This window comes from Microbispora sp. NBC_01389 (assembly GCF_045040095.1).
Lineage (GTDB): Bacteria > Actinomycetota > Actinomycetes > Streptosporangiales > Streptosporangiaceae > Microbispora.
This window is the reverse complement of record NZ_CP109552.1, coordinates 4,676,659-4,688,661: the sequence shown is the minus strand read 5'-3', so window position 1 is coordinate 4,688,661 and position 12,003 is coordinate 4,676,659. Positions and strand designations below refer to the sequence as shown.

Here is a 12,003-nt window from a genome sequence, read left to right as displayed (position 1 = left end):
CAACCGGCTCCCCATAACGAGTTGGGCAAGGAGCGCGCACATCTCGGGCAGCCCCGATTGTGAGCCGCGTCACGCCCGCCCGCGCGAGCGCCGAACCGGGCGATCCGCCGGTATCCGCCACGTACTACGCTGTGGGGCGTAAGACGCGCGGGAGCCCGGCGGACCGGGCTGAGAGGAGAGCGTACGGCTCTCGACCGCCCACCACCTGATCCGGGTCATGCCGGCGAAGGGAGCGCGGTGTCCTCCACACGGCCCTCCGGGAGCGAGCCCGGCCACGACGTCGTGATCGTGGGCGGTGGCGTGGCGGGCCTCGCCGCCGCCTGGCGTACGGCCCGGCGCGGACTGTCCGTCGCCGTGGTGGACCCCGCGCCGGGAAGCGGCGCCACCCACGCCGCCGCCGGGATGCTCGCACCGGTCAGCGAGGTGACCTACACGGAGGAGCCGCTGCTGCGGCTCGGGCTGGCGTCGCTGGCCGCCTGGCCGGCGTTCCGGGCGGAGCTGGAGGACGAGTCCGGCACCGGCCTCGACTACCGCGCCGAGGGCACGCTGGAGGTCGCCCGCGGCGCGGACGACATGGCCCTCCTCGACGACCTCGCGGCCTTCGAGCGCACGCTCGGCCTGCGGGTCGAACGGCTGACCGGGCGTGAGTGCCGCTCCTTCGAGCCGATGCTCTCCCCCGCGGTGCGCGGCGGCCTGCTGGCCCGCGACGACGCCTGGGTCGACCCCCGCAGGCTCGTCCGCGCGCTGCTGACCGCGTTCGAGAAGGCGGGCGGCACGCTGGTGGCCGAACGCGCCGCCGAGGTCGTCGTCCCCGGGCGGGGCTCCCCGTCGGTGCGGCTGGCGTCCGGCGGGACCGTCCCGGCCGGCCGGGTCGTGGTGGCCGCCGGATCGTGGTCGGCCGCCCTGCTCCCCGGCCTGCCCGTACGGCCGGTCAAGGGGCAGATCCTCCGGCTGCGGGGCCCCCGGGGGTTCCTCACCCGGTGCGTGCGGGGACTGGTGCACGGCTCCCCCGCCTACCTCGTCCCCCGGGGCGACGGGGAGATCGTCCTGGGCGCCACCTCCGAGGAGCTGGGGTACGACGCGCGGGTCACCGTCGGCGGGGTGTACGAGCTGCTGCGCGACGCCCGCGAGCTGGTGCCCGGCCTCACCGAGCTCGAACTGGCCGAGACGGCCGTCGGCTTCCGCCCCGGGACCCCGGACAACCTTCCGCTCATCGGCCTCGCCGGGCCCCCCGGCGTCCTCGCGGCGACCGGGCACGGCCGGAGCGGCGTGCTGCTGTCCCCGATCACCGCCGAGGCCGTCGCCGCGCTCCTCACCGGCGGCGCGGTGCCGGAGGCCGCCCTGTCCTGCGACCCAGGGAGATTCCGCACATGAAGGTCACGATCAACGGAGGCCCGGCCGAGCTGCCGGAGGGGGCGACGGTGGGCGACGCCGTACGGACCCTCACGGCGCTCACGTCGGGCGTCGCGGCGGCGGTCAACGGCGAGGTGGTGAGCCGCGGCGCCTGGGACTCCACACGGGTGGAGGACGGCGACGGCGTCGAGGTGCTCACCGCGGTGCAGGGAGGATGACGGGAATGACGGAACAGGACGCCTCCGGCGACGTCTTCGTGCTCGGCGGGGAGAAGTTCGCCTCGCGGCTGATCATGGGGACCGGCGGCGCGCCGTCGCTGGAGGTGCTCGACCAGGCGCTGGAGGCGTCCGGCACCGAGCTGACGACCGTCGCGATGCGCAGGCTGGACCCGGCCGCCCGCGGCTCGGTGCTCGACCTGCTGCGGGCGCGGGACATCAGGGTGCTGCCGAACACGGCCGGCTGCTTCACGGCCGGCGAGGCCGTGCTGACCGCCCGGCTGGCCCGTGAGGCGCTGGAGACGAACTGGGTGAAGCTGGAGGTCATCGCCGACGAACGGACCCTGCTGCCCGATCCGATCGAGACCTTCGACGCGGCGGAACGGCTGGTGGCCGACGGCTTCGTCGTGCTGCCGTACATCGGCGACGACCCCGCGCTGGCGCGCCGGCTGGAGGACGCCGGATGCGCGGCGGTGATGCCGCTCGGCGCCCCGATCGGCTCGGGCCTCGGCATCCGCAACCCGCACAGCATCGAGCTGATCGCCGAGGCGGCCGCGGTGCCGGTCATCCTCGACGCGGGGATCGGCACGGCCAGCGACGCGGCCCTCGCGATGGAGCTGGGCTGCGACGCCGTGCTGCTCGCCAGCGCCGTGACGCGGGCGCACCGGCCCGGCCTCATGGCCGCCGCCATGCGGCAGGCGGTCACGGCCGGACGGCTCGCCCGCCTGTCCGGGCGCATCCCCCGCCGCCGTTACGCCGAGGCGTCCTCGCCCGTCCGCTCCGCGTGAGCGGCGCGTTTCCGAATCGGACGCCGGGTAAGGCCGGTTTTCGCATGAGGGACGGCTTTCCGGGTCCTGCGAAAGGGATCCGGACAGGTCTCGGTTTGGGATTCGGGAACACGCCCGACGGCAAATCACCCGTAAACTCGGGCGGGTGGACACGACGCTAACCGATCCGCTCGTGGGGCAGCAGCTCGACGGGCGCTACCGCGTCGAGTCCCGGATCGCCCGGGGCGGCATGGCCTCCGTCTATCTGGCTCTGGACATCCGGCTCGACCGCACGGTCGCCGTCAAGGTGATGCACCGTTCGCTGGCCGAGGACCCGCAGTTCGTCCAGCGGTTCATCGGCGAGGCCAAGTCGGTGGCGAGCCTCTCGCACCCGAACATCGTGCAGGTCTTCGACCAAGGCACCGACGGGGCGAACGTCTACCTGTCGATGGAGTACGTCCCCGGCAGGACGCTGCGCGACATCCTGCGCCGGCGTGGCCGCCTCCCGGCGCGCGAGGCCCTGGAGATGGTCATCCCGGTGCTCGCCGCCCTCGGCGCGGCCCACCAGGCGGGGCTGATCCACCGGGACGTCAAGCCCGAGAACGTGCTGCTCGCCGACGACGGCCGGGTGAAGGTCGTGGACTTCGGCCTGGCCCGGGCGATCGAGGCCACCAACCAGACCAAGACCGGCATGATGATCGGCACGATCGGCTACATGTCGCCCGAGCAGGTCACGACCGGCCTCGCCGACGCGCGCAGCGACGTGTACGCCGTCGGGATCATGCTGTTCGAGCTGCTCACCGGGCAGCCGCCGTACGCCGGTGAGACGCCGATGTCGATCGCCTACCGGCACGTGCACGAGACCGTGCCCGCGCCGTCCTCGGTCGTGCCCGGCATCCCGCCGCAGATCGACGCGCTCGTCACCGCCGCCACCGACAAGGACCCCGCCCGGCGCCCGGCGGACGCGACCGCCATGCTGGTCGCCGCCGTCGAGATCCACCGTACGCTGCCGAGGACCGGGCACACCGGCGGCCACACCCGCCCGGGCTCGGTAGTGGGCTCCGCGGTGGGCTCCCCGACGGGCGCGCACAGCGGCGCCGGCACGGGGACGCACCGCGCGCCCGTGGCCCCGGCGGGCGCGACCCCCGCGTCCGGCACAGCCGGGCACGCGCAGCTCGGCCAGACGGTGATCCAGCCGCGTGCGGACCTGCTGACCGGCGTCGTGACCGGCCCCACGGAGGCGGGAGGGCGCCGCGGGACCCGCAGGGCACGACCACGACCGGTCTGGTTCCTCGCCGCACTGGCCCTCGTCATGCTCGCGGGCGTCGCCTTCACGGGCTGGTGGTTCTCCGAGGGCCGCTACACGAAGGTGCCCGACCTGGTGAACAAGCCCCTGACGGTCGCCCGGCAGGAGGCGCAGAACCGCGGATTCGAGGTGCAGGTCCTCAAGCCGGTGTTCGACGACAAGGTCCCCAAGGACGTCGTCCTGAACACCGAGCCCGGGCCGGGCGCCGAGGCGGTCAAGGGAGCGGTGCTCAAGCTGATCCCGTCGGCCGGCCCGGAGACGATCCCGGTGCCGAAGGTAGAGGGCCTCAGCCTGGCGGACGCCCGGGCCAAGATCGCCGAGGCCGGGCTGACCCCCGGACGGGTCAGCCGGAGCGCGAGCGAGACGATCCCGCGTGACCAGGTCATCCGTACGAACCCGCTGGTGGGCAAGCGCGTCAGGAAGGGCGGCGCGGTCAACTTCGTGGTCAGCGCCGGGCTGCTGATGCCGGACGTCACGCAGATGATGCGCGACCAGGCGGAGAAGTTCCTGCGCGACAAGGGCTTCAACGTCCAGATCGACGAGACGGTGGACGACGCCCCACCGGGCACCGTGATCGCGCAGGACCCCTCGGGCGGCGCGGAGACGGCGGCCGGGGCGACCGTCCACCTGACCGTGTCACGCGGCCCGGACCAGGGCTTCCACTGGCCGTGGGAGACCGACCCCTCGCAGGCGGCGCCCGACTTCGTGAACGTGCCCGACGTGCGGTTCAAGGCGGTGCGGGACGCGGTGTCCGAGCTGAAGACGGCCGGCTTCAGGGTCAGGGTCCGCGAGCTGGTCGGCACCCAGCGGGTCGTCGGCGAGAACCCCCTCGGCCAGCAACCCCAGGGCAGCACCATCACGATCTGGCACTGACCCCCACCCGCCCGCCGTCGTAACTCTCCGCGCGCCGGTGGTCGTCTATGTGCTCCTGGTTGCGTTGTCGCGCTTCGGCGACGGCCTTCTCACCGCCGGTTTCGGTATGCGGCACGAAATCTGTACGGTCCTTGGCCATCGCCTCTCAGATGCGGTCAGTCCAGTCCTCAGTGACCGCTGCCCAGTCGTCCTTGTTCAGGAAGTGGCAGTAGGGAAGATTGGTGCCTTTGATCCGGAGAGGCTTGAACCCGGACCAGCAGGCCACCTCGATGTGCCCGAGTCGCAACCCCTTGATCGTCTCCACCGCCGGGAGAAGGCCGGTGTCACTCGAGAACAGCACCAGAGCGTCGTACTGCCTCCGCAGCGCCAGGTGGATGAGATCGACGGCCAGGGCGACGTCGATGCCCTTCTCCTGCGGAGGCGTCCCATCCGTCCAGCCACGGTAGTTGAGTTGCCGTCGAATCACCTGGACGCGGCGGTCGTGTGTCCACCGCGCCGCCTGAGCATCGTTTGCTGCTGCCGGTAATGGCTGATAGTTGGGATCAGGACGGCCTCGGTAGACCCGCACCGCCGTCACCTCACTCGCGCGCGACCTCCGTTGACCGATCAGGTCGGCGATCCCGGCGGGATCGGGCACGCATCTATATGGCGGCACACCGTAACTCTCGAAGAGACCGTGCCCGCTCAGATGGACGTTCTGAAAGTCCAGGAAAACCGCGACACGTTCGGCCACGAGGTCGTCTCCCACATGAAAAAGCCCCGCCAGTCCCGGAGGACGGCGGGGAGTAATGGTCCCAGTGTAGCAGAACGAGTCGTACTCGTTTCGCTACCCTTCGAAATCGTCCTGCCACCCTACTTCGCGACATGCTCGGTACGCAGCGATTCCACCGGTTCGGGTAGTCAGAGGAGGAGGGTGCCGGGGAGGCGGAGGCGGGCGAGGCCGCCGTCGGGGAAGATGTCGAGGCGGACGTGGGTGACGCGGCGGTCGTCGTCGAGCCGGAAGCGGTGGCGGGTGTCCGGTTGGAGCCGGGTCTTCGGCAGCAGCGGGAACCAGGCGGCGTCGTCCGGCAGCGGCGCTCGACCGGCGTCGTCCTCCGGCGGGAGCGCTCGGCCGTCGTCCAGGGGTGCCTGGCCGGTGTCCAGGGCCGGCGGTGTCGGCGCGGCGTGGCCGGTGTCGGCGCCCATCAGGGAGGCCCAGCCGGGGGCGTTGAACTTCAGGTGGGTGGTGTCGATCTCGGCCACGGCGATCCGGCCGGGCCCGGCGAGGGCGACGACGAGCCAGTCGTTGCCGCCGTCGCGCCGCCGGGCCGTCTCCCAGCCCTCGGCCTGGTTGCGGGCGAGGCCGGGCGCGAGGACGTTGTCCGGCGAGGAGTAGAACTCGTCGGAGCACGCGGTGACGAGCCCGCCGTTCTCCAGCGCGGCGAGGTCGACGGTCAGCCCGCGCAGGAACGCCGGGTCGGGCACGACCCGGCCGTGCACCCGCAGCCGCGCGACGCCGCCGTCGGGGAAGATGTTCAGCCGGACGTGCGTGAACCGGCGGGGATCGGTGACCGCGAACTCGTGGGCCGCGTCGCCCCCGAGCGGGCTCTTCGGCACGATCTCCACCCAGCCGTCCAGCTCCTCCGGCGCCGGGTGCCCCTCCGCCGCGCACGCCTCCACCGAGGCGTACGGCGGGTAGTTGCCGCGGAACCACGCGGTGTCGACGACGACGCCCCGGACGACCCCCGGCATGCCGAGGCGGACGATCGCCCAGTCGTGGCCCGCCTCGCGCCGCCGGCGCGTCTCCCAGCCGTCGTAGACCTGGCCCTTCGCGCCGAAGGTGTGCGGCCGGAACTCTGCCGGTCCTGGCCTGATGAGGGCCTCCCGCTCGGCGAACGACTCGTCGCTGGCCGCCACGACCGACCCGCCGTACGTGCGGAGGGCGAGGTCGGGCAGACGGGTGAAGGCGTTCACCGCGCTCCTCTGGTCAGCAGGCGTCCGCCGGGAGTGGCGAGGCCGGTGGGCGCGCCGCGCAGCCAGGTGGTGCGGACGACGCCGGAGAGGCGCCGCCCGTGGTAGGGCGACACGGGGTTGCGGTGGTGCAGCGCCGCCACGTCGACCGTGAACTCGGCGTCGGGGTCGAAGGCCACCAGGTCGGCGTCGTTGCCCGGCCTGATCGCCCCCTTGTACGGCAGGCCCGCGAGGCGGGCGGGGCCCTCGGCCATCCAGCGGACCACGTCGGCCAGGCCGTACCCGCGGGCGCGGGCGGCGGTCCACACGGCGGGCAGGCCGACCTGGAGCGAGGAGATCCCGCCCCACGCCTCGGCGAAGTCGGCCACCTTGAGGTCGGGCGTCGACGGGGAGTGGTCGGAGACGATCCCCATCAGCACCCCCTCGGCGAGCCCCTCCCACAGCGCGTCGCGGTTGGCCGCCTCCCGGATCGGCGGGCAGCACTTGTACGCCGGGCCGGTGACCTGTTCGGCCGCCAGGGTCAGGTAGTGGGGGCACGTCTCGGCGCTGACGCGCACCCCGGCCGCCCGCGCCTCCCGCAGCGGCCCGAGACAGGCGGCGGCCGACACGTGCACGATGTGCGCCCTGGCGCCCGTCTCGGCGGCCAGCGCGATCAACCGCTCCACGGCCCGCCGCTCGGCCTCCTGCGGGCGCGACCTGAGGAAGTCGTCGTACGCCGGGCCACCGGGCTCGGACAGCAGCGCCGGGTCCTCGGCGTGCGCGATCAGCAGGCCGCCGAAGCTCGCCACCTCCGCGAGCGCGGCCCGCAGCCCGTCGTGGTCGAGCTCGGGGAACTCCTCGACTCCGGAGGGGGACAGGAAGCACTTGACGCCCATGACCCCGGCCTCGTGCAGGGGGCGCAGGTCGGGGAGGTTCCCCGGGACCGCGCCGCCCCAGAAGCCGACGTCCACGTGACACCGCCCCTCGGCGGCCTTCCGCTTGACCTCCAGAGAGGCGACGTCCAGGGTCGGCGGCAGCGAGTTCAGCGGCATGTCGACGATTGTGGTGACGCCCCCGGCCGCCGCCGCCGCGGTGGCGGTCGCGAAGCCCTCCCAGTGGGTGCGGCCGGGCTCGTTGACGTGCACGTGGGAGTCGACCAGCCCGGGGAGCAGCGGCAGGTCGCCGAGGTCGACGTGCTCGGCGGCGCCGGGCGGGTCGTCGTAGGGCCGGAGGGCCTCGATCAGGCCCCCGCGCACGGCGACGGCGAGCGCCCGCTCCCCCTCCGGGGTCACGACCCGCCGCGACCGCACCACCAGGTCGCATCGCCGGCCGCCGCCGGGTGAGACGTCCTCTTCCCCCGCGTGATCCTGCAAAGAACCCACCGCTCCTCCCGCGATCCGGGCGCCTCCCGTCCTGGTTTCGCGCCGGTGCCTACCGCCTGGTGAGGTGCTCGGCCGCGATCCGCCGGGCCAGCCGTTCGAGCAGCGGCCCGGCCTCGGCCACGCACCTCGCGACGTCGGGCTCGATGTCGGTCAGCGCGTACGCCGCCTCGATTCCCGCCTTCCTCAGTTCGTCGTCGCCGACCGCGCGGCGGCCGCAGACGGCCACGACCGGCACGCCGTGGCCGGCCGCCGCCGCCGCGACGCCCACGGGCGCCTTGCCGCGCAGGGTCTGCTCGTCGATCGCGCCCTCACCCGTGATCACCAGCCGGGCGCCCGCCACGTGCCGGTCGAAGTCGACCAGGTCGAGCAGGTAGCCGATGCCCGGCCGGATCTCGGCGCCGAGGAAGACCAGCGCGCCGAAGCCGACCCCGCCGGCCGCGCCCGCCCCTTCCCGCCCGGCCACGCCCATCGCTCCGACGGGGCCGTCGTGCTCGGCCGCACCCTGCAGGCCGTGGGTGTGCGCGGCGACGGCCGCCAGCCGGGCCAGCCCGGCCTCCAGCACGGCGACGTCGCCCGGGCTCGCGCCCTTCTGCGGGCCGTACACCGCCGCCGCGCCGTACGGGCCGAGCAGCGGGTTGTCCACGTCGCTCGCGACCACGACCTCGAACCCGCGCAGCCGGTCGGAGGCGTCGATCGCGTGCAGGTCGCGCAGCGCCGCCCCGCCGGGCGGAAGCTCGTTCCCCCCGGCGTCGAGCAGCCGTACGCCGAGGGCCTGGGCCATGCCCGCGCCGCCGTCGGTGCAGGCGCTGCCGCCGAGGCCGAGCACGATCCGCGCCGCGCCGTGCCGTACGGCGTGGGCGACGAGCTCGCCGGCGCCGCGGCTGGTGGCGGTCAGCGGCGCGGCGACGCCCCGCGGGAGCCGCCGCAGGCCGGACGCCTCGGCCAGCTCGATCACGGCGACCCGGCCGCCCGGCTCGTCCCGCACGGCGTAGGCCGCCGGGACCGGCGTGCCGTCCGGGCCGGTCACCTCCGTCTCGACCCGGGTGAACCCGCTCGCCACGACCGCGTCGACCGTGCCGTCTCCTCCGTCGGCGACCGGCAGCGGCACGACGGGGACGTCGCCCAGCCCGGCGGCCACGTGCGCGGCGACCTCCGGAGAGGTGAGCGACCCCCGGAACTTGTCCGGCGCGATGACGACGTGCCCTGTCATGCCGCGTGCCCTGTCATGCCGCGTGCCATGCCGTGTGCGCTGTCATGCCTGGCCTTCCGATAGTCCGTCTGCGAACGTCTCAGAAATGATCCCCGGTGCGCAAGCGGCGGTGCGCGTCGGCTCCCGCCCGTGCGGCGGCCTCGCCCGGCACGGTGCGCAGTTCGCCGCCGTCCACCACGGTCCGGCCGCCAACGAGCAACCGGGCGAGCGGCGGGGTGGCGCCGTAGGCGAACGCGACGACAGGGTCGTCGATCGCGGCGTGGAAGCCGCCGAGGCGCCACAGCGCGACGTCGGCGAGCTTGCCGGGCTCCAGCGACCCGATCTCGGCCTCCCGGCCGAGGCAGCGGGCCCCGCCGAGGGTGGCCGTCTCCAGGGCCTGGCGGGCGGTGAGCGCGCGCGGGCCGTACCTCGCCCGCTGCATGAGCATGGCCATCCGGATCTCCCCGGCCAGCGGGGTCATCTCGCTGGAGGCGGGGCCGTCGACGCCGAGCCCGACCGGCGCGCCCGCCGCGAGCAGGTCGCTGATCCGCGCGATGCCGGCGCCGAGACGGCCGTTGGAGGACGGGCAGTGCGCGACCCCGGTGCCGGTCTCGGCGAAGCGCCGCACGTCCTTGTCGGTGAGGTGCACGCAGTGGGCCAGCCACACGTCGGGGCCGAGCCAGCCGAGCCGGTCGAGGTAGTCGACCGGAAGCACGCCGAACTGCTCCACGCAGTGCTCATCCTCGTCCGCCGTCTCCGCGCCGTGCGTGTGCAGCCGTACGCCGAGGGAGCGGGCGAGCTCCGCCGAGCGGGTCATGAGCTCGCCGCTGACCGAGAACGGCGAGCAGGGGGCGACGGCGACGCGCAGCATCGACCCGAAGGACGGGTCATGATATTTCCGGACCGCTTCCTCGGTCGCCCCGAGGATCTCGTCGATGTCCTCCACGACCTCGTCCGGGGGCAGCCCGCCGCGCGAGGTCCCCCGGTCCATGGACCCCCGGCAGGGATGGAAGCGCAGCCCGACCGCGCGGGCGGCCTCGATCTCCGCCTCGAACAGGTCGCCCCGCCCCTTGGGGAAGATGTAGTGATGGTCGGTCGAGGTCGTGCAGCCCGACAGGGCGAGCCAGGCCAGCCCGGCCGTCGCGGCGCCCGACACGACCTCGGCGTCCATCCGCGCCCACAGCCGGTAGCTCGCGACCAGCCATTCGAACAGGGTGCCGTCGGGCGTCACGCCCTGGGCCGCCCACTGGTAGAGGTGGTGGTGGGTGTTGACCAGGCCCGGGGTGGCCAGGCAGCCGGAGCCGTCGATCCGCTCGGCCTCCCCCGGCGCGTACGGCGCGGGGCCGGGGCCGACCGCGGCGATCCGGTCGCCCTCGATCACAAGGTGGCCGGAGGGGATCTCCTCCCCCCTGACGGGCACGATGTGGGCGTTCTCGACGACCACTCGCCGTGGCGCGGGATCACGCAACGAAGACTCCCTGCTCAGGCGGGACGGAGGCGGGCGGCGGCCGGTCGGTGTGCGGCCGAGGGCCGGCTCACGGCGGTGGCCGGAGGCGGGTGGCGGCGAGGCGGACCGCGTCGAGGATCTTCTCGTATCCGGTGCAGCGGCACAGGTTGCCGGCCAGCGCCTCCCGGATGTCGGCGTCCGGCGGCACGCCGTCCGCCTCGGCCAGCAGCGCGTGGGCCTGGACGACGAGACCGGGTGTGCAGAAACCGCACTGCACCGCCCCGGCGTCGAGGAACGCCCGCTGGACCTCGTGCAGCCCCTCCCCGGAAACGTCGCCGTGCGCGGGTCCGGCGTCGGGGAACGGGGTGCCGCCGCGGGACAGGCCCTCGACCGTGACGACCTCGCGCCCCTCCGCCTGGCCGGCGGCGACCAGGCACGCGCAGACCGGCGTGCCGTCGAGGTAGACCGTGCAGGAGCCGCACTCCCCCTGCTCGCAGGCGTTCTTGGCCCCCGGGAGGCCGAGCCGCTCACGCAGGACGTAGAGCAGGCTCTCGCCCTCCCACACGTCGTCGGCCGCCGTCGCGCGGCCGTTCACGGTGAGGTTCACTCTCATGCGCTCCCCCTGTCGTCACCGGCCCCCGAACCGCCGCCGGAATCGCGCCCGGAATCGCGCCCGGAATCGGCCCTGGTGCCGGCCCTGAAGTCGGCCCAGGCCCAGCCGAGCGCGCGGCGGGCCAGCACGGCCAGCGCGTGTGTGCGGTAGGCGGCGCGGCCGCGCACGTCGTCGATCGGGGCGGCGGCGCCGGCGACGAGTTCGCCGAAGCGGCGGGCCACGCCGGGATCGAGCGGCGAGCGCCCCTGCCAGTCGAGCCGCGCGGCCGCGAACTCCCCGGCGGCGACGGCCCGGCGGGGCGTCGGTGCGGCCGAGCCGACGCCGGTGCCCACCCGCCGCTCCGCCGCGTGCAGGGCGATCGAGAACGAGCACACCGCGATCACCATGGCGTTCCTGGTGCCGATCTTGGAGAAGTACTGCGGCCCGCGCGCCACCGGGACCCGCACGGCGCGGATCAGTTCGTCGGGCGCCAGCGCGTTGCGCTTGACCCCGGTGTAGAACTCACCGATCGGGATCAGCCGGGCGCCGCGCACCGACTCGGCCTCCACGACCGCGTCGCAGGCCAGCAGCGGCGGATGGCTGTCGCCCGCGGGCGAGGCCGCGCCGAGGTTGCCCGCGACCGTGCCCCGGTTGCGGATCTGCGGCGACCCGACCGTGCGGGACGCCTGGGCCAGGCCGGGCAGGCATGCCCCCAGTTCCCCGATCAGCCGCGCGTAGGTCACCCCGGCGCCGAGGCGGATCACGTCCCCCTCCCGCGACCACTCCCGCAGCTCGGGGATCGGGGTGAGATCGAGCAGGGCGGCGGGGCGGCCCCTGTCGAGGTTGATCTCCACCATGACGTCGGTGCCGCCCTGGATCGGGGTGGCCTCGGGGCGTGCGGCCTTCAGGTCCAGGGCCTCGGCCCAGGTGCGCGGGCGCAGGAAGTCCAT

General features: G+C 74.3%; 12 protein-coding genes and 1 riboswitch. Of the genes, 4 read left to right on the top strand and 8 right to left on the bottom strand.

Features of this window, described 5'->3' with window-relative positions; genetic code table 11:
- The first annotated feature begins 137 nt into the window (after positions 1-137).
- A riboswitch (TPP riboswitch) is annotated at positions 138-249 on the top strand.
- The 4 genes from thiO (at position 238) to pknB (ending at position 4,514) form a co-directional block, all read left to right on the top strand.
- Positions 238-1,374 (top strand): glycine oxidase ThiO, encoded by a 1,137-nt coding sequence (thiO, locus tag OG344_RS21215; RefSeq protein ID WP_405084575.1) that lies wholly within the window; start codon positions 238-240, stop codon positions 1,372-1,374. Its footprint overlaps the riboswitch before it by 12 nt.
- Positions 1,371-1,571, top strand: a complete 201-nt coding sequence (gene thiS / locus OG344_RS21210) for a sulfur carrier protein ThiS (RefSeq protein ID WP_327045056.1) — start codon at positions 1,371-1,373, stop codon at positions 1,569-1,571. Before thiO ends, thiS begins: the two co-directional genes overlap by 4 nt.
- Positions 1,568-2,356: a thiazole synthase gene (locus OG344_RS21205; RefSeq protein WP_405084574.1), complete on the top strand. Its 789-nt coding sequence runs from the start codon at positions 1,568-1,570 to the stop codon at positions 2,354-2,356. Before thiS ends, OG344_RS21205 begins: the two co-directional genes overlap by 4 nt.
- A gap of 145 nt (positions 2,357-2,501) precedes the next feature.
- Positions 2,502-4,514, top strand: a complete 2,013-nt coding sequence (pknB, locus tag OG344_RS21200) for a Stk1 family PASTA domain-containing Ser/Thr kinase (protein ID WP_405084573.1) — start codon at positions 2,502-2,504, stop codon at positions 4,512-4,514.
- On the opposite strand, the gene OG344_RS21195 is transcribed toward pknB, so the two are convergent.
- The 8 genes from OG344_RS21195 to OG344_RS21160 form a co-directional block, all read right to left on the bottom strand.
- Positions 4,498-4,653, bottom strand: a complete 156-nt coding sequence (locus tag OG344_RS21195; protein ID WP_405084572.1) for a hypothetical protein — start codon at positions 4,651-4,653, stop codon at positions 4,498-4,500. The genes pknB and OG344_RS21195 overlap by 17 nt on opposite strands.
- Positions 4,654-4,659: 6 nt before the next feature.
- A complete protein-coding gene (locus tag OG344_RS21190) occupies positions 4,660-5,247 on the bottom strand; it encodes an NYN domain-containing protein (protein WP_405084571.1) in 588 nt (195 codons plus the stop codon).
- Positions 5,248-5,414: 167 nt separating this feature from the next.
- Positions 5,415-6,467 (bottom strand): allantoicase, encoded by a 1,053-nt coding sequence (gene alc, locus OG344_RS21185; protein WP_405084570.1) that lies wholly within the window; start codon positions 6,465-6,467, stop codon positions 5,415-5,417.
- Positions 6,464-7,816, bottom strand: coding sequence for an allantoinase AllB (gene allB, locus OG344_RS21180; protein ID WP_405089131.1), 1,353 nt, complete (start codon positions 7,814-7,816; stop codon positions 6,464-6,466). Before allB ends, alc begins: the two co-directional genes overlap by 4 nt.
- 58 nt (positions 7,817-7,874) lie before the next feature.
- A complete protein-coding gene (locus OG344_RS21175; protein ID WP_405084569.1) occupies positions 7,875-9,035 on the bottom strand; it encodes a glycerate kinase in 1,161 nt (386 codons plus the stop codon).
- Positions 9,036-9,114: 79 nt separating this feature from the next.
- Positions 9,115-10,482 (bottom strand): 8-oxoguanine deaminase, encoded by a 1,368-nt coding sequence (locus tag OG344_RS21170; protein WP_405084568.1) that lies wholly within the window; start codon positions 10,480-10,482, stop codon positions 9,115-9,117.
- A gap of 67 nt (positions 10,483-10,549) precedes the next feature.
- Positions 10,550-11,074 (bottom strand): (2Fe-2S)-binding protein, encoded by a 525-nt coding sequence (locus tag OG344_RS21165; protein WP_327045049.1) that lies wholly within the window; start codon positions 11,072-11,074, stop codon positions 10,550-10,552.
- Positions 11,071-12,003 (bottom strand): FAD binding domain-containing protein, encoded by a 933-nt coding sequence (locus OG344_RS21160; protein ID WP_405084567.1) that lies wholly within the window; start codon positions 12,001-12,003, stop codon positions 11,071-11,073. The genes OG344_RS21165 and OG344_RS21160 overlap by 4 nt, the downstream gene beginning before the upstream one ends.